Source organism: Pseudomonas sp. zfem002, from assembly GCF_032621685.1.
Lineage (GTDB): Bacteria > Pseudomonadota > Gammaproteobacteria > Pseudomonadales > Pseudomonadaceae > Aquipseudomonas > Aquipseudomonas japonica.
This window is the reverse complement of sequence record NZ_JAVYJH010000009.1, coordinates 95,207-119,040: the sequence shown is the minus strand read 5'-3', so window position 1 is coordinate 119,040 and position 23,834 is coordinate 95,207. Positions and strand designations below refer to the sequence as shown.

The 23,834-nt window shown below is 62.9% G+C and carries 18 protein-coding genes; 12 read left to right on the top strand and 6 right to left on the bottom strand.

Annotated elements, in window-relative coordinates:
• The 5 genes from RTI28_RS12655 to RTI28_RS12635 all read left to right on the top strand — a co-directional run bounded on the left by RTI28_RS12655 (position 1) and on the right by RTI28_RS12635 (position 11,687).
• The gene (locus tag RTI28_RS12655; protein ID WP_316920768.1) at positions 1-4,107 is read left to right on the top strand and encodes a calcium-binding protein; all 4,107 of its coding nucleotides are present in this window, start codon (positions 1-3) and stop codon (positions 4,105-4,107) included.
• Positions 4,035-7,571 (top strand): beta strand repeat-containing protein, encoded by a 3,537-nt coding sequence (locus RTI28_RS12650; protein WP_410478984.1) that lies wholly within the window; start codon positions 4,035-4,037, stop codon positions 7,569-7,571. Before RTI28_RS12655 ends, RTI28_RS12650 begins: the two co-directional genes overlap by 73 nt.
• Positions 7,572-7,740: 169 nt before the next feature.
• On the top strand, positions 7,741-8,247 hold the full coding sequence (locus tag RTI28_RS12645; protein WP_316920766.1) for a sigma-70 family RNA polymerase sigma factor: 507 nt from the start codon (positions 7,741-7,743) through the stop codon (positions 8,245-8,247).
• Entirely contained in the window at positions 8,244-9,194 is a 951-nt protein-coding gene (locus tag RTI28_RS12640; protein WP_316920765.1) for a FecR domain-containing protein, read from the top strand. Before RTI28_RS12645 ends, RTI28_RS12640 begins: the two co-directional genes overlap by 4 nt.
• A 96-nt stretch (positions 9,195-9,290) precedes the next feature.
• Positions 9,291-11,687: a TonB-dependent siderophore receptor gene (locus tag RTI28_RS12635; RefSeq protein WP_316920764.1), complete on the top strand. Its 2,397-nt coding sequence runs from the start codon at positions 9,291-9,293 to the stop codon at positions 11,685-11,687.
• Between the two features lie 266 nt (positions 11,688-11,953).
• Here RTI28_RS12635 and RTI28_RS12630 read toward each other — a convergent pair whose 3' ends face one another.
• From RTI28_RS12630 to RTI28_RS12615, 4 genes are all read right to left on the bottom strand, one after another.
• Positions 11,954-12,415: a GNAT family N-acetyltransferase gene (locus RTI28_RS12630; RefSeq protein WP_316920763.1), complete on the bottom strand. Its 462-nt coding sequence runs from the start codon at positions 12,413-12,415 to the stop codon at positions 11,954-11,956.
• A gap of 111 nt (positions 12,416-12,526) precedes the next feature.
• Positions 12,527-14,014, bottom strand: coding sequence for a PLP-dependent aminotransferase family protein (locus RTI28_RS12625; RefSeq protein ID WP_316920762.1), 1,488 nt, complete (start codon positions 14,012-14,014; stop codon positions 12,527-12,529).
• A 116-nt stretch (positions 14,015-14,130) separates the two neighbouring features.
• A complete protein-coding gene (locus tag RTI28_RS12620; protein WP_316920761.1) occupies positions 14,131-14,970 on the bottom strand; it encodes a hypothetical protein in 840 nt (279 codons plus the stop codon).
• A complete protein-coding gene (locus tag RTI28_RS12615; protein ID WP_316920760.1) occupies positions 14,967-15,815 on the bottom strand; it encodes a phytanoyl-CoA dioxygenase family protein in 849 nt (282 codons plus the stop codon). Before RTI28_RS12615 ends, RTI28_RS12620 begins: the two co-directional genes overlap by 4 nt.
• 118 nt (positions 15,816-15,933) lie before the next feature.
• On the opposite strand from RTI28_RS12615, the gene RTI28_RS12610 reads away from it, so the two are divergent.
• From RTI28_RS12610 to RTI28_RS12580, 7 genes are all read left to right on the top strand, one after another.
• Positions 15,934-16,590 (top strand): acetyltransferase, encoded by a 657-nt coding sequence (locus tag RTI28_RS12610; protein ID WP_316920759.1) that lies wholly within the window; start codon positions 15,934-15,936, stop codon positions 16,588-16,590.
• A gap of 7 nt (positions 16,591-16,597) precedes the next feature.
• A complete protein-coding gene (locus RTI28_RS12605; RefSeq protein ID WP_316920758.1) occupies positions 16,598-17,521 on the top strand; it encodes a hypothetical protein in 924 nt (307 codons plus the stop codon).
• Positions 17,514-18,293, top strand: a complete 780-nt coding sequence (locus RTI28_RS12600; RefSeq protein ID WP_316920757.1) for a class I SAM-dependent methyltransferase — start codon at positions 17,514-17,516, stop codon at positions 18,291-18,293. Before RTI28_RS12605 ends, RTI28_RS12600 begins: the two co-directional genes overlap by 8 nt.
• A 9-nt stretch (positions 18,294-18,302) precedes the next feature.
• On the top strand, positions 18,303-19,082 hold the full coding sequence (locus tag RTI28_RS12595) for a phytanoyl-CoA dioxygenase family protein (RefSeq protein WP_316920756.1): 780 nt from the start codon (positions 18,303-18,305) through the stop codon (positions 19,080-19,082).
• 2 nt (positions 19,083-19,084) lie between these two features.
• Positions 19,085-19,810, top strand: a complete 726-nt coding sequence (locus tag RTI28_RS12590) for a class I SAM-dependent methyltransferase (RefSeq protein ID WP_316920755.1) — start codon at positions 19,085-19,087, stop codon at positions 19,808-19,810.
• 109 nt (positions 19,811-19,919) lie between these two features.
• Positions 19,920-21,356, top strand: coding sequence for an AAA family ATPase (locus RTI28_RS12585; RefSeq protein ID WP_316920754.1), 1,437 nt, complete (start codon positions 19,920-19,922; stop codon positions 21,354-21,356).
• The gene (locus RTI28_RS12580) at positions 21,340-21,981 is read left to right on the top strand and encodes a TIGR02646 family protein (RefSeq protein WP_316920753.1); all 642 of its coding nucleotides are present in this window, start codon (positions 21,340-21,342) and stop codon (positions 21,979-21,981) included. The genes RTI28_RS12585 and RTI28_RS12580 overlap by 17 nt, the downstream gene beginning before the upstream one ends.
• Positions 21,982-21,997: 16 nt before the next feature.
• Here RTI28_RS12580 and RTI28_RS12575 read toward each other — a convergent pair whose 3' ends face one another.
• Both RTI28_RS12575 and RTI28_RS12570 read right to left on the bottom strand, forming a co-directional pair.
• The gene (locus RTI28_RS12575; RefSeq protein WP_316920752.1) at positions 21,998-22,699 is read right to left on the bottom strand and encodes a WbqC family protein; all 702 of its coding nucleotides are present in this window, start codon (positions 22,697-22,699) and stop codon (positions 21,998-22,000) included.
• The gene (locus tag RTI28_RS12570) at positions 22,696-23,817 is read right to left on the bottom strand and encodes a DegT/DnrJ/EryC1/StrS family aminotransferase (RefSeq protein WP_316920751.1); all 1,122 of its coding nucleotides are present in this window, start codon (positions 23,815-23,817) and stop codon (positions 22,696-22,698) included. The genes RTI28_RS12575 and RTI28_RS12570 overlap by 4 nt, the downstream gene beginning before the upstream one ends.
• Positions 23,818-23,834 lie beyond the last annotated feature (17 nt).

The window sequence follows — 23,834 nt, the reverse complement described above, 5'->3', positions numbered from 1 at the left end:
ATGGCAGTCGACTCATTGGCTAAAGAGGTGGCAAAGCACATCGCAGATGGTGCGAGTGGGGCGACTGCGACGGCGAATGCCGGCCGGGATGTAAACGCTGCCGTGAATGACGGCAACCTGACTGCCGCGTCGGCGGCGGCGGCATCAACGTCGGCACTTTCGGCAGCGCTGAGTTTTATAAAGCCGGCGGCCGGCAATGCTGCCGGTGCCTTGTCGAGTGCACTTTCCATTTATTCGGACCTCGACTCCACTGGCACGGTAACCGATAGAAGCCTGATAGGTGCCCTCGGCTCATTGGCCGCCATCGCCGGCGCGATGGCCGCGGCACCCGCGACGGCAGCCGCATTCACCGCGGCAAGCATTGGCCTTGGCATTTATGCGTTGACCGTTTCCGGCGACAGCAAGGAAGTCAGTGATGCCGTCGCCGATATGTTCGATGCGCTGGGTGGCCTGTACGAGAGCAGTGGCGGCGGTATTCCTCCAAGCCAGTTCGGTGATGCCGTCGGCTCACCTGCCATGTGGTCATGGGCAGAGTTCAGCCAGGGCTTCTCCGATACCGGATTTTCCTGTCTGCCCCTGGTCAACGATGGATTCAATGCAGCCAAGCAAACTGTTTCGCCGCTGATTCTGGATCTCGATGGCGATGGCGTTGAAACGCAAGGTCTGAGTGCTGGCGTGTATTTCGATCATGACGGCAATGGTTTTGCCGAGGCCACAGGCTGGGTTGGGCGAGATGACGGGCTGCTGGTATGGGATCGAAACGGAAATGGCCAGATAGACGATGGCAGTGAGCTTTTTGGCAATTACTCAAAACTCGCCAATGGTCAGAATGCGGCCAACGGTTTTGCCGCACTGGCTGATCTGGATAGCAACCAGGATGGAAAGATCGATGCCGACGATGTTGCGTTTTCCCAGTTGCGTGTGTGGAAAGATGCCGACAGTGATGCCCGGCTAGGGATCGGCGAGTTACTGAGTCTTGCCGAGGTGAATGTCAGAAGTCTCGGGGTGGCGTATGCCAGCGGGCACAGCGTCGATGCACACGGCAATGAAACGCTGCAGACAGGCAGCTACGTCGATAGCGGCGGTGTGCAACGTGAATTGAATGATGTGTGGTTTGTCGTCGACACCGCACGATCCCTGGACATGCACAAGATCCTCGTCGGCGGATCTGCCGTCGATATGACGGGTTTTGGCAATGTCGCCGACCTCAGCCAGGTGGTATCGCAGGATTCGACGGGAGGCCTCAAGCAGTTGCTGCAGCGGTTCGCTGAAGAGGCGGACAGTGCGGCCAGGACTTCGTTGCTGGACGACATCATCTTTGCCTGGAGCGGCGCTGCGCAATACGGCTCGAACAGTCGCGGCGGCTTTATCGACGATGGGCGCAAGCTCTATGCGCTGGAGGCATTCCTCGGCCGGGAATTCACCCAGGGTTCCGGGACGAACGGCGGTACGCCCAACCCGGGTCCCAATGCCGCGGCGAAGTTGATGAAAACCTATGACACATTGGCGGGTTTCATCTATTCCGGTCTCATGTTGCAGACGCATTTCAAGCCATTGGTTGCCGCGGTGGGCCTGAGTTTCGTCGAGAACCGATTCGAGTTCGATGTGACGCCTGTAGTAGTGCAACTGCAAGCGGATTACAGCGCCAACCCCTCGGCCGGTACGCAGGTCATGGTGGAGTTCTTCCGCTCCCTGCTGGATGCCGGCGAGTTTGGCGCTTCGGTATTGTCTCGCCTGCGCCAGGCGGGTGATGTCACCGCCTCGGGTTTCAGTTACCTCCTGGGTAATGCCGGCAACTCGTTGGGTGGCGTGGGTGGCGATGAACTCTATGGCGATGCCGGCGACAACAGCCTGCTCGGCTTGTCAGGCCAGGACACGTTATATGGAGGCGCCGGCAATGACATCCTCGAAGGTGGCGCGGATAACGACTACCTGAGCGGTGACGAGGGCGCGGATGTCTATAAATTCAGCCGGGGCTGGGGACAGGACACGCTCAACAACTTCGAGAGTGGTGTGAATCAGCGGGATGTCGTCGAATTCGGCGGCAACATACTGCCGGACGACCTGCTCGCCACTCGCTCTGGCGATGACTTGATACTTGCCCTGCGCGGCACGTCCGACAGGCTGAAAGTGGTCAACTACTTTCTCGACGATGGTGCCAGTGCCTACTACCTGGATGCCATCCGCTTCGCTGACGGCACCGAGTGGAACTTCGACCAGATCAAGGTCATGGTGGTTGTCGAGACGTCAGGCAATGACGAGATTCATGGTTATGCCTCGTCCGATAACCTGAGTGGCGGCCTGGGCAACGACAGTCTGTACGGCGCTCAGGGCGACGATGTCCTGCAGGGCGGCGGCGGCAATGACTTTCTGAACGGCGGGGTGGGTTCCGACACCTATCTGTTCGACCTCGGCGATGGCCAGGATGTGATCAGCGATACCGGCGGCGCTGTGGACGGTACCGATGTGCTGAGGTTCGGTCCGGGCATACAGGCTGCCGATATCAGCGTGAGCCATGCCGATGGCAATCTGGTGCTGAGCCACAGCAACGGGCTGGACCGGGTCATCGTCAGCAACTGGTTCAATGTGACCGATGGCCGCTATCGGGTCGAAAGGATCGAGTTCAGTGACGGTACGGTCTGGACAAGTACGGCGCTTACCGCAGCCCTCCTGACCATGGTCGGAGGTGCCGGGGATGACGTGCTCACCGGGCCTGGCACCGGCAACCAGTCGCTGTCCGGGCTGGCAGGCAACGATGTGCTGACCAGTGGCGCGGGCAATGATGTCCTGGACGGCGGCAGCGGCGACGACACGCTCAACGCGAGTGCCGGCAACGACCAGTTGAGTGGGGGCCAGGGCAACGACGTGCTCAATGGCGGGACCGGTTCCGATGTGTATCTGTTCGGCCTTGGCGATGGTCGCGACATCATCAATGACGACACCGCCTACTACAGCGGCAACGTCGATGTCCTGCGTTTCGGCGCGGGGATCAGTGCAAGCGACATCAGCGTCAGCCGCTCGGGCAATCATGTGATCCTCGCTCACGGCAATGGCCAGGACCAGGTCACCATCCAGAACTGGTTCGCCTCCAATGACGACCGCTACAGGCTGGAACGGATCGAGTTCGCCGATGGCACGCTGTGGACCAGTGCCACTGTTTCGGCACAGTTGCTGGTGATCACCGGCAGCGCCGGGGACGATGTCCTCGCCGGTCCGAGCACGGGCAACCAGACGCTGTCGGGACTGGCGGGCAATGACACGCTCACCGGCAGTTCGGGCAACGATGTGCTGGAGGGCGGGCAGGGCAACGACCTGCTCAACGGCGGCAGCGGCTCCGATGTGTATCTGTTCGGCCTTGGCGATGGTCGCGACATCATCAACGACGACACCGCCTACTACAGCGGCAACGTCGATGTCCTGCGTTTCGGCACGGGGATCAGTGCGAGCGATATCAGCATCAGCCGATCGGGCAACCATGTGGTCCTCGCCCACAGCAACGGCCAGGACCAGGTCACCCTCCAGAACTGGTTCAGCGCCAGTGACGATCGCTACAAGCTGGAACGGATCGAATTCGCCGATGGCACGCTGTGGACCAGTGCGACGGTGTCGGCGTCGCTGCTGGTGGCCACGGGTAGTGAAGGGGACGATGTGCTCAGCGGTCCGAGCACGGGTAACCAGACGCTGTCGGGGCTGGCGGGCAATGACACGCTGAACAGTGGCTCGGGCAACGATGTCCTGGACGGCGGCAGCGGTAACGACACGCTCAACGCCAATGCCGGCAACGACCAGTTGAGCGGCGGCCAGGGTAATGACGTGCTCAACGGCGGCACTGGCTCCGACCTGTATCTGTTCGGCCTGGGCGATGGGCGCGACATCATCAATGACGACACCGCCTACTACAGCGGCAATATCGATGTCCTGCGCTTCGGCGCAGGCATCAGCGCCAGCGATATCTCGGTCAGCCGCTCGGGCAACCACGTGATCCTTGCCCACAGCAACGGCCAGGGTTCACCGCCAGCGATGATCGCTACAAGCTGGAGCGCATCGAATTCGCCGATGGTGCCGTCTGGAGCAGCAGCTATGTCTCCGAGCTGTCCCTCGCCTTGAACGGCACCGCCGGTGATGACGTGCTGGTCGGCCCCAGCACCGGCAACCAGACAATACGGGGCCTGACCGGCAACGACACGCTGACCAGCGGCTCGGGCAACGATGTCCTGGACGGCGGCAGTGGCAATGACACGCTCAATGCCAATGCCGGCAACGACCAGTTGAGCGGTGGTCAGGGCGATGACGTGCTCAATGGCGGTACCGGCTCGGATCTGTATCTGTTCGAGCTCGGCGACGGCCGCGACATCATCAACGACGACACCGCCTACTACAGCGGCAACGTCGATGTCCTGCGTTTTGGCGCGGGGATCAGCGCGAGCGATATCACCATCAGCCGCTCGGGCGACCATGTGATCCTCGCTCACAGCAATGGCCAGGACCAGGTCACTATCCGCGACTGGTTCAGCGCCAGTGACGATCGCTACAAGCTGGAACGGATCGAATTCGCCGACGGCACGCTGTGGACCAGTGCGACGGTGTCGGCGTCGCTGCTGGTGGCCACGGGTAGTGAAGGGGACGATGTGCTCAGCGGTCCGAGCACGGGTAACCAGACGCTGTCGGGGCTGGCGGGCAATGACACGCTGAACAGTGGCTCGGGCAACGATGTCCTGGACGGCGGCAGCGGTAACGACACGCTCAACGCCAATGCCGGCAACGACCAGTTGAGCGGTGGCCAGGGCAATGACGTGCTCAACGGCGGCACTGGCTCCGACCTGTATCTGTTCGGCCTTGGCGATGGTCGCGACATCATCAATGACGACACCGCCTACTACAGCGGCAATATCGATGTCCTGCGCTTCGGCGCAGGCATCAGCGCCAGCGATATCTCGGTCAGCCGCTCGGGCAACCACGTGATCCTTGCCCACAGCAACGGCCAGGACCAGGTCACTGTCCAGAACTGGTTCACCGCCAGCGATGATCGCTACAAGCTGGAGCGCATCGAATTCGCCGATGGGGCCGTCTGGAGCAGCAGCTATGTCTCCGAGCTGTCCCTCGCCTTGAACGGCACCGCCGGTGATGACGTGCTGGTCGGCCCCAGCACCGGCAATCAGACGATACGTGGCCTGACCGGCAACGACACGCTGACCAGCGGCTCGGGCAACGATGTCCTGGACGGCGGCAGTGGCAATGACACGCTCAATGCCAATGCCGGCAACGACCAGTTGAGCGGTGGCCAGGGCGATGACGTGCTCAATGGCGGTACCGGCTCCGATCTGTATCTGTTCGAACTGGGTGATGGCCGCGACATCATCAATGACGACACCGCCTACTACAGCGGCAACGTCGATGTCCTGCGTTTCGGCGCGGGGATCAGTGCCAGCGATATCACCATCAGCCGCTCGGGCGACCATGTGATCCTTGCTCACAGCAATGGCCAGGATCAGGTCACTATCCGCAACTGGTTCGCCTCCGGAGACGACCGCTACAAGCTCGAGCGAATCGAATTCGCCGATGGCACATCGTGGAGCAGTGCCGCTGTGGCGGCGCCACTGCTGGCGGCCACGGGCAGTGCAGGAAACGATGTCCTCACTGGGCCGAGCACGGGCAACCAGTCGCTGTCAGGACTGGCGGGCAACGACACGCTGACCAGCGGTTCGGGCAACGATGTCCTGGACGGCGGCAGCGGCAACGACACGCTCAACGCAAACGCCGGCAACGACCAGTTGAGCGGTGGTCAGGGCGATGACGTGCTCAATGGCGGTACCGGCTCCGATCTGTATCTCTTCGAGCTCGGCGACGGCCGCGACATCATCAATGACGACACCGCCTACTACAGCGGCAACGTCGATGTCCTGCGTTTCGGCGCAGGCATCAGCGCCAGCGATATCACCATCAGCCGCTCGGGCGACCATGTGATCCTCGCCCACAGCAACGGTCAGGACCAGGTCACCATCCGTAACTGGTTCACCTCCAGCGATGATCGCTACAAGCTGGAACGCATCGAGTTCGCCGATGGCACGTCGTGGAACAGTGCTGCTGTGGCGGCGCCGCTGCTGGTGACCACGGGCAGTGCAGGAAACGATGTCCTCACTGGGCCGGGCACGGGCAACCAGACGCTGTCGGGACTGGCGGGCAACGACACGCTGACCAGCGGCTCGGGCAACGATGTCCTGGACGGCGGCAGTGGCAACGACACGCTCAACGCCAATGCCGGCAACGACCAGTTGAGCGGTGGCCAGGGCGATGACGTGCTCAATGGCGGTACCGGCTCGGATCTGTATCTGTTCGAGCTGGGTGATGGCCGCGACATCATCAACGACGACACCGCCTACTACAGCGGCAACGTCGATGTCCTGCGTTTCGGCGCGGGGATCAGTGCCAGCGATATCACCATCAGCCGCTCGGGCGACCATGTGATCCTCGCTCACAGCAATGGCCAGGACCAGGTCACCCTGCGCAACTGGTTCACCTCCAGCGATGATCGCTACAAGCTGGAACGCATCGAATTCGCCGATGGCACATCGTGGAACAGTGCTGCTGTGGCGGCGCCGCTGCTGGTGGCCACGGGCAGTTCGGGGGACGATGTCCTCACCGGTCCGAGCACGGGCAACCAGACGCTGTCGGGACTGGCGGGCAACGACACGCTGACCAGCGGTTCGGGCAACGATGTCCTGGACGGCGGCAGCGGCAACGACACACTCAATGCCAATGCCGGCAACGATCAGTTGAGCGGTGGCCAGGGCAATGACGTGCTCAACGGCGGTACTGGCTCCGACCTGTATCTCTTCGAACTGGGCGACGGCCGCGACATCATCAATGACGACACCGCCTACTACAGCGGCAACATCGATGTCCTGCGTTTCGGCGCGGGCATCAGCACCAGCGACATCTCGGTCAGCCGCTCGGGCAACCACGTGATCCTCGCCCACAGCAACGGCCAGGACCAGGTCACCGTCCAGAACTGGTTCACCACCAGCGACGACCGCTACAAGCTGGAGCGCATCGAGTTCGCCGATGGCGCTTCGTGGACCAGCGCGCAGGTAGCGTCCCGCGCGAGCACGGCGGGTAATGACACCATCACCGGTTCCAGCAGCAACGATCGCTTGCAGGGAGGCAAGGGCAACGATCTGCTGCAGGGCGGCGAAGGCAGTGATCGCTATGTGTTCATCGCTGGAGATGGCCAGGACATCATCAATAACCTGTCGACCTCCCCGAACGATGTCGATGTGCTCGGCATCGAAGGCCTGACCGCGCAAAGCCTGTGGTTCTCGCGAGACAACGACAACCTGGTGATCGATGCCCGGGGTTCCGAGGACCGGATCACGATCAAGGACTGGTATGTCGGCCAGGCTCAGCAGGTGGATGTGATTCAGGCGGGGAGTCAGGCCTTGTATGCCAATGCGGTCGATAGTCTGGTCAGCGCGATGGCCGCGTTCGGGGCGCCGGCCGGGGGCGAAATCATCCTGAATCAGACGCAGCAGGAGCAAGTGAATGTCGTCATTGCAACCCACTGGAGCCAGTGATCCGCACGGCGGCTGAACCGGCGCGCCATCAAGTGCAGCCACAGGCCTCTGAATCCGCCAGGATTCAGAGGCTTTGTGGTTTCCCGGAGTTTATCCGCCAGAGCATTGCGAGACCGACCATCTCCTCTATAAGATTGCGACTCTTTCTCATTTGCTCCAGGCTCCTGTCGTGCCCGCATCCAACTCCAACAAACTGGGTTTCTTCTTCAGCGACCACCACCGCTGGCTGCTCCAGCACGTGCAGCGCAGGCTGAGCAATCGCGCGGACGCGGAGGACACCGCGGCCGAGACCTTCTGCCAGATCATCGCCGCGCGGGTCGATCCGGACACGATCGAGCAACCCCGCGCCTATCTGTCCACCATCGCGCGCCGGCTGATCTTCGATCGCCATCGGCGACGGCGCCTGGAGCAGGCCTACCTGGAACGGCTGATGCTGTTGCCGGAAGAGCTGGCGCCTTCGCCGGAAGAAACCCACCTGCTGCTGGAATCCCTGCACGCCATCGATCGCAGCCTCGCCGACCTGCCGCTGGAGGTGAAGAAAGCCTTCCTGATGAGCCAGCTCGACGGCCTGGGCTACACGGAAATCGCCCGCCGCCTCGATGTCTCCGTGCGCACTGTCGGCCGCTACATGACCATGGCCCTGCGCCAGTGCTATCTCAGCGGAGCGCAGCCATGAGCCGCAACGCGCTGGACCCGGTCGCCGAGGAGGCCATCGCCTGGATGGTGCGCCTGCGTTCCGGGCAGGACGAAGCCAGGCAGCAGGTGTTGTTCCAGCAGTGGCTGGCGCGCAGCCCCGCCAATGCCGCGGCCTGGGAGCAACTGCAGCGCGGGCTGGGCCGGCACTACGACGTCGTGCGCCGCGCACCGGGTGCCTTGCGCGACACCTTGCTGCAAACGGACACCGCGCGGCGCGATGTCCTGCGCGGGCTGGTCGCTGTCGGCCTGCTGGGCGGCGGGCTCTGGCTGGGCGCGCGCAGCGATGGCGGGCGTACCTTGATGGCCGATCTGCGCACCGGCACCGGCGAGCGCCGGCGCCTGATCCTCGCCGATGGCAGCCGGCTGATCCTCAATGCCGACAGCGCGGTGGATATCGACCTCGCCGGCGAGCGCCGGCTGCTGCGCTTGTACCGGGGCGCCCTGGTGGTCCAGGTGGCGGCGGACCCGACCCGGCCCTTCATCGTGCGCACGGCGCAGGGCGACATCCGTGCCCTGGGCACCCGCTTCCTGGTCGAGCAACTGGCGGACGACAGCACCCGCGTGGTGGTGCTCGAACATGCCGTGCGCGTCTCGCTGCCCAGCGGTGCGACCCAGGATCTGGCGGAGGGCCAGGCCGCACTGCTGCGGGCACAACGCATCGAAGCCTTGCCGGCCGGCCAGGCCTACCGGGCCGACTGGGTCGAGGGCCGCCTCAGTGTGCTGGACGAACCCCTGTCGACGCTGATCGACGCCCTGCGCCCCTATCGCTCCGGGTTCATCCGCGTCAGCCCGCGGGTGCGCGACCTGCGCGTGCAGGGCGTGTTCCCGCTGGACGACAGTGAGCGCACCCTGGCGGCGCTGGCGGAGACCCAGCCGATCCGGATCAAGCGTTTCGGCCCGTGGCTGACCCTGATCGACGGGCTCTGATGACAATGCAAGTAGAAATTTTTCTCATTCGTGTCCGGTTTTCCGCACTCGTTGCACCTTTCTCCTGACAACGCCAACCGCATCAGGAGAATTCAAGTGTTCAAACCCTGGCCCCTCGCTCTCGCCATTGCCCTGGCCGCCGTGCCCACGGCCTTCGCCCGGGCCGAAGGCTCTTCCCAGCAACAGGTGCAGCGCTTCGACCTGCCCGCCGCCGGCCTGGCACAAACCCTCAACGCCATCGCCCGGCAGAGCGGCCAGGTGATTTCCCTCGATCCCGCGCTGGTCGCGGGCAAGCAGGCGCCTGCCATTCAAGGCGAGATGAGCGTGCTGCAGGCCCTGCAACGGGCCCTGGCGGGCAAGGGCCTGCAGGTGATCGTCACCGGCAGCGGGACCTTCAGCGTGGTGCCGGCAGTGACTGGCGCGCTGGAGCTGGGAGCGACCAACGTCAATGGCACGGGCCTGGGGGAAACCACCGAAGGCAGCGGTTCCTACACCACCGGCGCGGTGACCATCGGCAAAACCGCGCAATCGCTGCGCCAGACACCGCAATCGGTGACCGTGGTCACGCGCAAGCTGATGGATGACAAGAACCTGGTCTCCCTGGATCAGGTGATGGCCCAGACACCAGGCATCACCCGAGCCAACCGGGGTTACGGCAACCACCACTTCAGCTCCCGTGGTTTCGACCTGACCGACGAGAGCTACATGGTCGATGGCGTGCCCGGGCAGGCCTTCGCCTATACCGGCTGGATGACCCCGGACATGGCGGTATTCGACCGCGTCGAAGTGTTGCGCGGTGCCGCGGGGCTGCTGGTGGGGGCGGGCGGTCCTGGCGGGGCGGTCAACCTGGTGCGCAAGCGTCCTACCGTCGATCCGCATTTTTCCGTCACCACCCGCGCCGGTTCCTGGGACAACTATCGCCTGGACCTCGACGCCAGCGGCAAGCTGAACGCCGAGGGCACGCTGCGCGGGCGCATGGTCGCGTCCTATGAGGACCGCGGCTATTTCACCGACGTGACCAAGTCGAAACGCCCGCTGCTGTACGGCATCGTCGAGGGTGATCTGAGCGATGCCACCACCGTCGCCCTCGGCCTGCGCCGGCAGACCGCGCGCACCGACGGCTACAGTGTGCTTGGCCTGCCGAACAACCCCGATGGCAGCAATCCGCACCTCAAGCGCTCCACCTACCTGGGCCAGGACTGGACCAAGCTGCAGACCCGCACCGACGAAGTGTTCGCGGACCTGAGCCATCGCTTCAACGAAAACTGGAGCGGCAAGCTGGCGCTGTCCCATTCCGAAAGCAGCTACAACCGCAGCGCCATCGAGTGGGGCGCGGACGACACGCTGGAATACGGCAGCCCGACCGGGCCGATGATCAACGACACCAGCTTCCACAAGTTCGACTCCACTTCCAACGCCGTCGACGGCCATCTGGACGGCGAGTTCGAAGCCTTCGGCCTGAGCCACCAGGTGACCCTGGGCGGCAACTGGTCGAAACGCAAGATGAACGACAAGGACGCCACGGTCAGGCTGGACAACCCGATTCCGCTGAATGTCTACGATCCGGACCATCACATCGTGCCGGAGCCCGAGCGGACCCGCTGGGATGCCATCGAAGACACCATCGACACTCGCTATGGCACCTACCTCAACGCCCGCCTGCACATGACCGAAGACCTCAGCCTGGTGCTGGGTGGCCGGCTGAGCTGGTACAAGACCGAGGTCCTGGACGGTACCCGGGTCACCACCAACGAACAGCGGCATGAATTCACCCCGTTCGTCGGCGCGATCTACGACCTCGACGAGTCCTGGTCGCTGTACGCCAGCTATGCCGACATCTTCATGCCCCAGGCCAGCTACCGCACCGCCGCTGGCGGCATGCTCGACCCGGCGATCGGCTCGAACTACGAGACCGGGATCAAGGGGGAGTTGCTGGACAAGCGCCTGAACGTTTCCTTCGCGGTGTTCTACATCGAGCAGGAAGATGTCGCTGCCCGCGACTACGAAAATACCGGCAAATGCCCGCAGGACGTCGCCGGCCGCTGCTTCGTCAACAGCGACGGCATCAACCGCAGCAAAGGCTTCGAGGCCGAGGCCAGCGGCGAACTGCTGCCCGGGCTGCAGGTGGCGGCCGGCTACACCTTCAACACCACGCGCTCGTCGGACGGTGGCCCGATCTCCGCGCAGACGCCCAAGCACATGCTGCGCCTGAACACCAACTACACCCTGCCGGGTGAGTGGAATCGCCTCAGCATTGGCGGTGGCGTTTCGGCACAGAACGACTACTACGATGCCTACAACGGCGTGAGCAACAGCGGTCGGGCGGTCTTCGATGCGCGGGCTGCGTACAAGCTCGACCAGAACTGGACCGTCGGCGTGGACGTCGACAACCTGCTGGATCGCAAGTACTTCGACTCGACCGGGTACTGGACGCGCGGGACGACCTACGGGACGCCACGCAGCTACATGCTGACCCTGCGCGGCGATTTTTGAGGGGCGGGCGCGAGCTGGCCTGTTGAGTCCGATCTTTGTAGGCGCGAGTTTGTCGGGGCGCCGAACCGTCGCGAACGGGCGCGCAGCGGCCGCAGATTGGGACTGACGCACTGCTGAGGTATCCCCCCCGTAGGAGCGTGGCTTTGCCCGCGAAAGGACCGCGCAGCGGTCCCAGACCTCACTGCTATCTGGGACTGCTGCGCAGTCCTTTCGCGGGCAAAGCCCGCTCCTACAGGGGTGGAGGATGAGGTGTTCTGCTCGTCAGGTCAGTCCAGCGCCATCCGGTATTCGATCACCCCCGGTTTTTCCGCGATCCAGTCATACAGGCGCTGGGCGGTCTCGTTGCTTTCCTGGGTGTGCCAGTAGAGCCGGTCGCAGGCCTTTTCCCGGGCCTGGCCCTGGACGAACTCGATAAGCTGCTTGCCGATCATCCGCCCGCGCACGCTCGGGCAGACGAAGAGGTCTTCGAGGTAGCAGAAGTCGTTGCGGCCCCAGGTGGAGCGGTGGAAGACGTAGTGGACGAAGCCGTAGATGCCGTCGTTGCCCGCGGCAACGGCGCAATGCACGGGCTCGGCGGGGTCGAAGAAGCGCGCCCAAGTGAGGCGGCTGATTTCCGTTCCCAGGTTGACCTTGTAGAAACGCTGGTACTGCGCCCAGTAGACGCACCACTGTTCCCAATCGCCCTCGGCCAGCGGGCGAATCACGATTGGCTGTTGTTCAACGGTCATGTGCAAGCATCCTTTTCTGACGGGTGGAACCAAGCCGGGTTGCCGCTGCCGGCACCTGCTCGGGACGGCTTTTATAGCCGGCGAATGGCCTGGATTTCCCCGCCACTTTTTTCAGGATGAGCAGACCATTTCCTGCAGCAGCCTTTTCAGTTTCATCACCGCGGCGTTCAGCTCGGCCGGCGCATGGGCGGCGAAGCCCATCAGGAAGCCCTGGTCACGGCGCGGTTCGGCATACAGGCTGCCCAGGCCGAGCAGGTCCACCCCCTGCGCCCGGGCGGCCTTCACCACGGTCTGTTCATCCAGCGGACGGGTGAACAGGCAGGGCAACTGCATGCCGCCCGCCGGGACCAGCGGCACGAGAAAATCGGCCAGGTGCCTGCGCACCAGCTCGGCCAGCACATCGCGCCGCTCGGCGTAGAGCGCGCGCTGGGTTCGCACATGGGCGCTCAGATGGCCGCTTTCGATGAACCTGGCCAGGGTCAGCTGCGACAAGGAGGCGGTATACCCGTCCTGCAGGGTCCGCGCCGCAGTCATCGGTGCGACCAGCCCGGCCGGCAGGACCATGTAGCCGATGCGCAGGCCGGGGAACATGGATTTGGTGAAGGTGCCGATATAGACCGTCCGCTGATGCCCATCGAGTCCCTGCACGCAAGCGGTGGGGCGGCCCTCGTAGTGAAATTCGCTGTCGTAGTCGTCCTCGACGATCCACGCCCGCTGCGCCCTGGCCCATTCGATGGCGGCCAGGCGCCGGTCGAGCGACAGGGTCGCGCCGCTGGGGTACTGGTGCGACGGCGTGAGAAAGAGCGCCCGCGCATCCGGCGCCCGTTCGGCCAGGCCATCCATGCGCATGCCGTCCCGGTCCACGGCGACCGGCACGCACTCCAGGCTCGCCGCGAGCAGGGCCTTTCTTGCGCCGTGATACATCGGCTCTTCGACGAAGACCCGCTGGCCCTGATCCATCAGCACGTTGGCGCACAGGCTGAAGGCCTGCTGGGAACTGGTCAGGATCAGCAGGCGATCGGCGGATGCCCGAGCGCCACGTTCGAGGTTGAGGTAATCGGCGATCGCGCTGCGCAGTGTTTCCATGCCCTGCGGGGCACTGTGCAGCAGGGCGCGGGTGCCCTGTTCCCTGATCACCTGGCGTTCGAGTTTTTCCCACAGATGCAGGGGGAAATTCCTCGTCTCGGCGACACCCGGGGCGAAGGGACGGGGGTAGTGGAAATTGCGCACGCCGCCGTCCTGGCACAGCATCGCGCCACGGCGACTCAGCTCGGGGTGTTCGGCGTCCGGTTTCGTGCGCTGGGGTTTTCCTGCCGCTGGCGGCCGGGCCCGTTGCGACACGCAACTGCCGCTGCCGACCCGCCGCTCGATGAAGCCTTCGGCGTGCAGTTGGGTGTAGGCGGCTTCCACGGTGTCTCGCGACACCCCCAGTGATTTCGCCAGCGGGCGCGAGGCGGGCAGGGGTTTGCCCGGCAGCAGCGTGCCATCGAGGATCAGTTGGCGGATGCCGCGCTGGATGCGCAGCGGCAGGGTGAGAGCCCCATGGGCCGGGTCGCGGATCCAGGCTTTCACCGATTCCAGTTGCGCGTGCTTGAACATGGGGCTGCTCGTCATCCCTGAAAGAGTGGCGTGATTCAGGCCATGTCCTTGGCCAGCGTCAAGCGAAAATCACCGGGCATGATCGTCCAGGTTCACCCGGGCGATCAGCCCCTCGATCAAAACGCTGCGAGCGCCACGGCGACCTTGCTCGACAACAGGCGGGTTCCCTCGCCGCGAGGCACCATGTGGTCGAAGTCGCCGAAGTGCCCGGGCTGGAAATCCGGGTCGGCGTAGAGGTCGAGAATCTCCATGGCGAAGTCGGGGGCGAGGGTGCCCATCAACATTCTGAGTTCGTGGACGCCACGGAACAGATAGGCCGAGTCGGTGCCGGCAACGGCCTGGTATTCGGGGTGCACCGGCGGAATGACCATCAGTACCCGGTGCTTGCGCTCGGCTGCCAACAGCAGCAGTTGCGCCAGGTACTGGTTGCCCTCTTCGCGGTTGTTGAGCCGCAGGTGATCGGCGACCCGTTGGTGCACGTCGCAGCCGGCCGGCATGAAGCTTTCCACCCGTTCGGGCAGGTAGCCCGATGTGCCGCCCAGCGTATCGCCGACCGTCTCCAGCCTGCCCGCCAGTTGCCCGGCGATCTGTGCCAGCAACGGGTCGTCATAGCTCAGGCCGAGCTTGAAGACCTCGTTCATCAACGGTGCCAGGATTTTCTCGCTCGGCGACTGCTCCAGCACGTTGCCCGGCGAGAACAGCGAATAGAACACGATGAGCGTATCCAGGTTCGGCGCCTGGCCCGCGGCGTACTGGTACAGCGCCAGGGAATGGCGAAAGTCCTGGGAGCGGCTGCACAGGTTGAACGAACCCGGGCAGTACGCGGGGTCGAAGGCGAAGTCGCCATGGGACGAGCCCAGGGCGATGCTGCTCAGGTGGTTCTTGTCCTGCTGGAACAGCGCTCGCTTGGCGGCGAAATACTCGATCAGCGCGGGAAATGGATTGCCATCGCTCATTGTTCGTCTTCTCGGCAATAGGTGTGACGGACCTGCGCCACGCTGGGGAAGTTCTCGGTGATGAAGCCGCGTTGCAGCGACTTGTGCTGGGTAAAGGGATACTCGCGCTCGATGAAGGTCGGCTCGCTGGCATTCTCGTAGCGGCCGCTGATGGAAATACGCAGGCGCTCGTCGCCTTCGCGCGAAGAACGATGAATGGTGAAGTTCGACATCAAGCAAACGCCACCCTTGCCGACACAGACAGGGACGAAGGCGTCTTCGCTGAAGTGCTTCTGGTCGACCCGCAGCACATGCTGCTCCTGGTTGCCGCTGAGCAGGCCGAGCAGATGACTGCCGGGGATCACCTCCATGGTGAACAGGCGTGGATCGATGTCCATGAACGGAATCCAGGTAGTGATGGTGTCCAGGCTGCCCTGCACCGAGGTCCAGTCCTGATGCACGTCGAAGCCCTGGTAACCGCCCGGAATCACCAGGCGTTGCGACATCAGGTGCAGCACGGGCGTGGTCTGGAACAGCGGGGTGGCGATGCCCAGGTCGGCGCAGGCCTCGCGCAGGCGTTCGGTGCTCATCAGGCGATAGACGCCGTAGAGCTTCGAGCACATGCGCAGGGTGGCGAGGTACAGCGGGATGCTGGCTCCGAGCAGGCTGGCCATGTTGGCGTGCAGCGCGTGCAGAAGCGGGCCGCTGGCGACTGGCAGATTCAGCCGATCGAGTTGCTGGGCGAAGGAAAGATTGAAGTGTTCGAGGGTTTCATCGAGGTGCCGTGGATCGAAGATATCTTCGACCACCAGATAACCGTTGTCCTGGTAGGAGCGGATTTGATTTCGATCAAGAAGCTTTCCCATCGGCGCGGTGTCCTTTTTCGTTACGCCAGCGACAGTGCTATCGTGGGCGGCAGTATACACAGCGCCTGTTTCACGTCGGTTTGACCTGACTCACCTTTCAATGTCCTGGATATTCGCGATGCACAAAGTTGTCATTTTCGGAGTGCTGGATACCGCGCAACTGGCGCATTACTACCTGAAAAAAGACCCTTCCGTGCAGGTCGTCGGGTTTACCGTGCACGCGCGCTATATCCCCGAATCGAAACTGTTCGAAGGCTTGCCGGTGGTGCCGTTCGAGACCTTGCACGACTACTTCCCGAATACCGAATACAAACTCTTCGCGCCGATGACCGGACGCAAGATGAACCGCCTGCGTGAGTCGGTGTACCTGCAGGGCAAGGAAAAGGGCTACGACTTCATCTCCTATGTCAGCCCCAACGCCACGGTGAACGACAACGTGATCGGCGAGAACTGCTTCATTCTCGAAGACAACACCCTGCAGCCGTTCACCACCATCGGCAACAATGTGGTGTTGTGGAGTGGCAACCATATCGGCCATCACGGCGAGATCCGCGACCATGTGTTCTTCACCTCCCACGTAGTGCTTTCCGGGCACTGCCTGGTCGAGCCCTACGCCTGGGTCGGGGTCAACGCCACCATCACCAATGACTGCACCATCGCCGAAGGCACCTGCGTGGCGATGGGCGCACTGATTTCCAAAGACACCCAACCCTGGCAGCTGTACATCGGCGCACCCGCGCGCGCGGTGAAGAGCAGCCAGGACCTGGATTTTTAGGTAGAACATGGCCTGGATAAAACTTGGCAGAATCTTCGACCCCGACAGCGACTGGGTCGGCTCCCACGCCCAGGTGCCCACGGCCCTGGTGCTGGACGATGTGGTCCGGGTATTCATTTCCACCCGCAATGCCGCGGGCAAGAGCCTGACCTACGCGGTCGACCTGGACCGCCAGGACCCGCGCAAGGTGGTGGCCCGCCACCGCGAGCCGTGCCAGGGCTTCGGCGTTCCCGGCACCTTCGACGACGAAGGCGTGATGCCCAGCTACGCGGTGCAGCGCGACGGGCGAACCTACCTCTACTACAGCGGCTGGAACCAGCGCCTGACCGTGCCCTACCACAACGCCATGGGCGTGGCCGTCTCCGATGACGACGGCCTGCACTTCGAAAAGCTGTTCGAAGGCCCGATCATGGACCGCACCGCCACCGAGCCGTACCTGGCGGTGACCCCCACGGTGCTGTTCGATGATGGCCTGTGGAAGATGTGGTACGTCTCCGGCACCCGCTGGCTGGACGTGAACGGCAAGTACGAGCCGCTCTACGTGATCAAGTACGCCGAGTCGCGGGACGGCTTCGAATGGACCCGCTTCCCCGAGCAGTGCCTGGAATCGCGCTTCGAAACCGAGGCGTTCTCGCGCCCCTGCGTGATCAAGCAGGGCGGTCTGTTCAGGATGTGGTTCTGCTCCCGGGCCTCCGAGGATTACCGCAACGGTGCCGGCTCCTACCGGATCCGCTACGCCGAGTCGCTGGACGGGCGCACCTGGACCCGGCATGACGACGATGGCATTCCGCCTTCCAGCGAAGGCTGGGATTCCCTGATGACCTGCTACCCGTTCATCTTCGAGAACGGTGGCCACACCTACATGCTGTACAACGGCAACCGTTTCGGCAGCAGCGGATTCGGCCTGGCCCAGTGGAGTGACGATGAGTAACGAACAGCTTCAAGACGACATCTACAAACTCGAATCCACGGCCTCGGAGCAGCAGTTCGCGTTCCGTGACAAGCTGCGCGACCTGTACCTGAACAGCCCGCTGTCGGACGACGACCTGCTGTTCAACATCGGCCTGTACACCCGCAGTTCGGTGCTGGTGAAGTTCATCGTCCTCAGCGACCTGTACAAGCGCTTCAAGCACATCCCCGGGATGATCTGCGAGTTCGGCACCTGGTATGGCCATAACCTGGTCCTGCTGGAGAACCTGCGCTCCATCCACGAGCCGTTCAACAAGCAACGGCGGATCGTCGGTTTCGACACCTTCGAAGGGTATTCCGCGCCGGGCGAGAAGGACCGCAAGGAAAGCGGTGTGTGGGTGGAAAACTCCTACTCGACCAAGGCCAGCTACAAGGACTACCTCGAAGCGCTGCTGCAGGTGCACGAGGGCAACAACGTCCTCGGGCACAAGCGCGGCATCCACCAGTTGGTGGCTGGTGACGTGTGCCAGACCGCACCGCAGTACTTCCAGGACAACGCCTCGGCCATCGTCGCCTTCGCCTATTTCGACATGGGCCTGTACGAGCCGACCCTGGCCGCGCTGCAGGCGATCAGGCCGCACCTGGTCAGCGGCAGCGTGCTGCTGATGGACGAACTGACCTGGGCCGAGTCGCCGGGTGAGGCGCTGGCGTTCAAGGAAGTGTTCCAGGCCCACGAATACACCCTGGAGAAATGCGAGCTGTACCCTTCCAAGTGCATCGTCACCATCAGGTAAGGACTGTTCATGATTTCTATCGAGGAATTCGACGCCCGCATGGAGGAGCAGGGCTGGGTCATTTTCGAGAGCGCTATTCCCATGGCCATCGTCGAACAGATGCGCGAGGACATCCACAAGGCCTATGCCATCTGTCGCGATTACCAGATCAAGAACGGCATCGACCAGGACACCAGCTACACGGTGCACCACCTGATCGGCCAGTTCGACAGCTTTCTCGATTGCCTTGCGGCCTACCCGATCCACCCGCTCATCGAGCGCTACTTCGGCGGAAAATTCATCCTCAATTCCTTCGGCGGTGCGATCAACACCCGTGCCAGCCAGTCCTACGCGCAGCGCGTGCACCGGGATATCCGTTCCTACTCCGGGGACACCGCGCTGCTGCTCAACACCCTGGTGATGCTCGACGACTTCACCGCCGACAACGGCGCGACCTGGATGCTGTCCGGCTCGCACAAGGCCGAGGCCAAGCCCGACGACGAGTACTTCAGGGCCCACGCCGAGCAGGCCATCGCCCCGGCGGGGAGCATCCTGATGTTCAACTCCAACGTCTGGCACGCGGGGGGCAGCAACATCACCGACCAGGTGCGCCGCTCGGTGACACCGATGTTCTGCAAGCCATTCGTCAAGCAGCAGTTCGATTACCCACGGGCGCTGGGCTATGACCGCGGCGCGCAATTCGACGAATCCCTGCGACAGGTACTCGGCTACAACGCGCGGGTGCCCGCCACCCTCGACGAGTGGTACCAGCCGCCGGCCCGTCGCATGTACCACTCCAATCAGGGCTGAGCATGTCACGCGACCTCAACACCGAGTACCAGGACACGGAAAACCGCCTGTACGCCTACGACTTCGACTACATCCACCGCGATTACATGATCAAGGCGCTGGCCGGGTATTTCCGTCCCGGCAACGCCCTGGAAATGGGCTGCTATCACGGTGAATTCACCCGCAAGCTGCTGCAGGCGTTCGCCGATGTGACGGTGATCGAGGGGGCTTCGGACCTGATCGAGATCGCCCGCAGGAATGTCGAGGAAAAAGCCACATTCATCCTTGGCCAGTTCGAGGACGTCGAGCTGGAACAGCGCTTCGACAATATTTTCCTGATCCACACCCTCGAACACCTCAGCGAGCCGCAGCCGGTGCTGAAGAAGGTGCGCGAATGGCTGAGCCCGGGCGGTCGCCTGTTCATCGTGGTGCCCAACGCCAATGCGGCGTCGCGGCAGATCGCCGTGGGCATGGGCCTGATCGACTTCAACGCGGCGGTCACCGAGGGCGAGCGCAAGCATGGCCACCGTTGCACCTACAGCCTCGATACCCTGGAACACGAAGCCCTGCAGGCGGGGTTCCAGGTCGAGCAGCGCGGCGGCATCCTGTTCAAGCCGCTGGCCAACTTCCAGTTCGATGCGGCATACCGCGCCGGCATCATCGACCAGGCGTTCTTCGATGGCTGCTACAAGCTGGGCATGAAGTACCCGGATCTGACCGCCAGCGTGTACGTGGTCTGTACGGCCTGAGGCGGAATCAGGGCCCGCGCCCTGATTCCCGGGTGACCTCATGCTATGCTCGGGCAATTTTCAGGGCCCTGGGTATTCCCTGGAAGCAGGGCTATTCCGGAAATCAAGCATGCAGATCAGAGCGTTTCAGCTACATAACTTCGGACGGTTCGAACACCTCGAGGCTTCGTTCATGGAGAACGAAACCGATCCTGCCAAGGTCATCGTCCTGGTTGGCAACAACGGTGCCGGCAAGACGTCCATCCTCAAGGCGCTGGCCACTTCTCTGAGCTGGTTTGTCGGTCGACTGCGTGCGGAAAAGGGCAGTGGTACGCCAATCTCCGACCATTCGATTCGTGAGCGCGCGCCGTCGGCGGCAATCGACATCAGTGTCGACAACGCTGAGGTAGGGCATGAGCCGTTTCGCTGGACCGTGGCGCGAGTCCGTCAAGGTATGAAAGGTCAGCATTCTTCCGTGTTGATCGATGCTTCGGACCTGGCGGAGCACTATCGCTCCCAGCTGACCCTCATTGGCAACTGCAGTCTTCCGCTCGTGGCGTATTACCCGGTTGAGCGCTCGGTGCTGGAAGTGCCGTTGAAGGTCAACAAGAGAAATGCTTTCTATCAATTGGTCGGGTATGAGGATTTTTTGACCCCGTCGGTAAACTTCACGAAGTTCTTCGAGTGGTTCAGGGATCGTGAAGATCATGAAAATGAATTGAGTAGCAAAGCATTCAAAAGTGATAGCAAACGCGATGAGTTTGAGCGCTTGGACAAACTCGTGCATGCCTTGAGCGAGCAGTCCATCGAGGATATAGAACCTCTGGATTTCAAAGCGCTGAATAAAGAGTTTTCCAAGCTGCGCGAGGTGATGACGGGTATTCGAAACTTCTCGAAGGTCCCCAAGGACCCTCAGCTGTCAGCGGTCCGTTCCGCGATCGAGCAATTCATGCCCGGCTTTTCCAATCTTCGTGTCCAGCGTAAGCCGCGCCTGCAGTTGATTATCGACAAGAACGATCTGACACTGAATATCCTGCAACTTTCCCAAGGCGAGAAAACCCTGATGGCGTTGGTCGGTGATATCGCCCGGCGTCTGGCGATGATGAACCCGGCCCTTGAAAACCCTCTTCACGGCCAGGGCATCGTGTTGATCGATGAAGTCGATATGCACCTGCATCCGACCTGGCAGCGAAGGATCATTCACAACCTGACGCAGACATTCCCCAACTGCCAGTTCATCCTCACCACTCATTCTCCCCTGGTCATCAGTGATTATCCGGACGTCCTGGTATACGCCTTGAACGATGGTCAGCTGGAAAAGGTGCCGTCGCAGTTCGGCCAGGATGCCAATACCGTCCTGCTGGATGTCATGGATACGGATATTCGCAATCCGGAAGTCGGCGCGAAACTGAATGATGCACTGGATGCCATCCAGAGCGGACATCTGGATAAAGCCCGAGCACTCATCGCAGCGCTCGACGAGCAGTTGCCCTCATCCAACCTGGAATTGGCCAAGGTCAAGCTGGTCCTTCGCAAGCAGGAATTGCGCTTTGAGAAAGATCGATAAGGGCGCAGAGCCGCCGGCGCTGACGAGCTTCAAGGCACGCCACCCTGGCCAGCACTACCGGGATCTTGATCAGCCGGAGCGCTCCGCCATCCGGGCAACCTGCGCTGCAGAGCAGTTCTATCTGTGCGCCTACTGTTGTGCGGAAGTTTCCGGTGAGCGACCCGACACCATGAACGAGCATCTGCAGTGTCGCGACCGTCATCCCCACCTCAGCCTGACCTTCGACAACATCGTTGCCAGCTGTACTACCCCCGGTCAGTGTGATGCCGCCAAGGGCAACAAGGACCTTCCGCTCTCGCCGTTGATCAGCGCATGCGAAGAGGAGCTGCGTTTTTCCATCAGTGGGCGCGTCGAAGGCCTGTCGCCGAGAGCGATCGAGGCGATTGCCGTGCTCAACCTGGGTGACCACGAGAAAAACAACAAGAAGCTGGTGGAAAAGCGCCGGGAGTTTTCGCGAACCCTGTTGACGGTAAATGGTCTGGATCCGTCCTCACCTCTTGAGGACGACGACTTGCTGGAAATGCTCATCGATGATCTCAGCCGTCCTCAGCAGGGCAGGCTGCAACCTTTCGCCCCGGTGGTCGTCAATGTCCTCAGAGGCTGGCTCGCGGCCCGGCCGAAGTAACGACTGCGGTACTGGATCAGCAAAGATCGAAGGCCGCCAGATGCACCCCGATACCGGCGGCCCCCACCTCCATCAGCGCATCGACGATCGACAGGTACGGCGTGAAACCCTTGCCGCGCTGCGGGTAGGGCAGGGCGCGCATGGCGATGAAGCGCAGGTCGATGCCGGCTGTGGCGAACGCCGCCGGATCGTACAGTTCGCGCCCGCCCTGGGCATTCACATAGCGGCTCGCCTGCGCCTGGCGACAGATATCGAGGATGCGCTCCTGCGCCGCCAGGTGCGCATTGGCGTAGACCCGGCTGCTCGGCACGATCCGCGTCGGCAGGTCCATGAAGCGGGCCAGGGTCTGCAGCTGGTGGCTGAGGAAGCGCGCGAGGTTGCGCTCGTCATGGCTGAGGATGCGCTCCAGCACGGGGAACACCTCGGCGAAACACGGCGCCTTGCGGTAGGTCAGCTCCAGGGTCCGCAGCAGGCGGCCCTGCCACTGCCCGGCGGGGGCGATGTCGATCTGGTCGATCTTGCGATTCTGCGAGGCCTGCAGCAGCGGCAGGGTGATCAGGCCCGGTTCGCCGTTGACCAGGATGCGGTTGCGATTGATCCAGCCGCGGTTGATGTAGTTCACGTCGTCGTAGACCACGAAGCAGTCCGTGGCCTTGAGCAGTTGCCAGTAGCCGATGTAGGGAAACAGGTACGGCTGCATGATCGCCACGGCGCTCATGCAGCGGCCCCGGCGATCAGTTCGATGATGAAGTCGACGCTGTCATGGTCCAGGTTGGGATAGATCGGCAGGCAGATCACCTGGTCCGCCACGCGCTGCGCCACCGGCAGGTTGGCGGCGGCGGCCGAGGGGCTGTCGCGGTACATCGGCAGGCTGCTGAGCAGCGGCTGGAAATAGCGGCGGGCATGGATGTCGTGGGCGGCGAGGCGCTCGAACAGTTCATCACGCTGCAGCGGGTAATCGGCTTCGACCAGGATCGGGAAATAGGCATGGTTGGCCCGTTGCTCGCCGATGCCGTCGATGCAGCGGATGCCGGCGACCCCGGCCAGGCCCTGGCGATAGCGCTGATCGATGGCCTGGCGTTTGTCCAGGGCCTGGTCGAGATGGCGCAGCTGCAGCAGGCCGAATGCGGCATGGACCTCGCTGAGCTTGCCGTTGCTGCCGGTGAACTCGACGGTGCTGCCATCAGGGGACAGGCCGAAGTTTTTCAACTGGTCGATATGGCGCTTGGTCGCCGCATCGCGGCAGACGATGGCGCCGCCCTCGAAGGTGCTGAACACCTTGGTCGCATGGAAACTCAGCACCGCCATGTCGCCGTGGCGCAGCAGGCTGCCGGATGCGTCGCGCACGCCGAAGGCGTGGGCGGCGTCGTAGATGACCTTCAGGCCATGGCGCTCGGCAATGCTGCGGATCGCCGCGGTGGCGCAGGGATGGCCGTAGCAGTGCACCGGCAGGATCGCCGTGGTCTGTGCGGTGATCGCGGCTTCGATACGCGCCGGGTCGAGGTTCAGGGTGTGCGGGTCGATGTCGACGAACACCGGGCGCAGGTTGTTCCACAGCAGCGAATGCGCCGTGGCGACGAAGGAGTAGGGCGTGGTGATGACCTCGCCACTGAGCCCGGCGGCCTGGATGGCCGTGATCAGTGCCTGGGTGCCGTTGCAGAACAGCGACAGGTGTTCGACCTCCAGGTACTCGCACAGCGCCGCTTCCAGGCGCTGGTGCATGCCACCGCCGTTGGTCAGCATGCGGCTGTCCCAGATTTCCTCCAGGTAGGGGATGAACGCTTCCAGCTCGGGCAGGGCGGGCTGGGTGACGTAGATCGGTTCCCGCTTGCTCATGGGTTGTACATCGCCTC

Coding starts and splice junctions, on each gene's coding strand:
- RTI28_RS12620 (WP_316920761.1), bottom strand. CDS start 14,970: ATGAGCGATGGCAATCCATTTCCCGCGCTGATCGAGTATTTCGCCGCC.
- RTI28_RS12585 (WP_316920754.1), top strand. CDS start 19,920: ATGCAGATCAGAGCGTTTCAGCTACATAACTTCGGACGGTTCGAACAC.
- RTI28_RS12630 (WP_316920763.1), bottom strand. CDS start 12,415: ATGACCGTTGAACAACAGCCAATCGTGATTCGCCCGCTGGCCGAGGGC.
- RTI28_RS12610 (WP_316920759.1), top strand. CDS start 15,934: ATGCACAAAGTTGTCATTTTCGGAGTGCTGGATACCGCGCAACTGGCG.
- RTI28_RS12640 (WP_316920765.1), top strand. CDS start 8,244: ATGAGCCGCAACGCGCTGGACCCGGTCGCCGAGGAGGCCATCGCCTGG.
- RTI28_RS12625 (WP_316920762.1), bottom strand. CDS start 14,014: ATGTTCAAGCACGCGCAACTGGAATCGGTGAAAGCCTGGATCCGCGAC.
- RTI28_RS12605 (WP_316920758.1), top strand. CDS start 16,598: ATGGCCTGGATAAAACTTGGCAGAATCTTCGACCCCGACAGCGACTGG.
- RTI28_RS12570 (WP_316920751.1), bottom strand. CDS start 23,817: ATGAGCAAGCGGGAACCGATCTACGTCACCCAGCCCGCCCTGCCCGAG.
- RTI28_RS12590 (WP_316920755.1), top strand. CDS start 19,085: ATGTCACGCGACCTCAACACCGAGTACCAGGACACGGAAAACCGCCTG.
- RTI28_RS12600 (WP_316920757.1), top strand. CDS start 17,514: ATGAGTAACGAACAGCTTCAAGACGACATCTACAAACTCGAATCCACG.
- RTI28_RS12655 (WP_316920768.1), top strand. CDS start 1: ATGGCAGTCGACTCATTGGCTAAAGAGGTGGCAAAGCACATCGCAGAT.
- RTI28_RS12595 (WP_316920756.1), top strand. CDS start 18,303: ATGATTTCTATCGAGGAATTCGACGCCCGCATGGAGGAGCAGGGCTGG.
- RTI28_RS12615 (WP_316920760.1), bottom strand. CDS start 15,815: ATGGGAAAGCTTCTTGATCGAAATCAAATCCGCTCCTACCAGGACAAC.
- RTI28_RS12575 (WP_316920752.1), bottom strand. CDS start 22,699: ATGAGCGCCGTGGCGATCATGCAGCCGTACCTGTTTCCCTACATCGGC.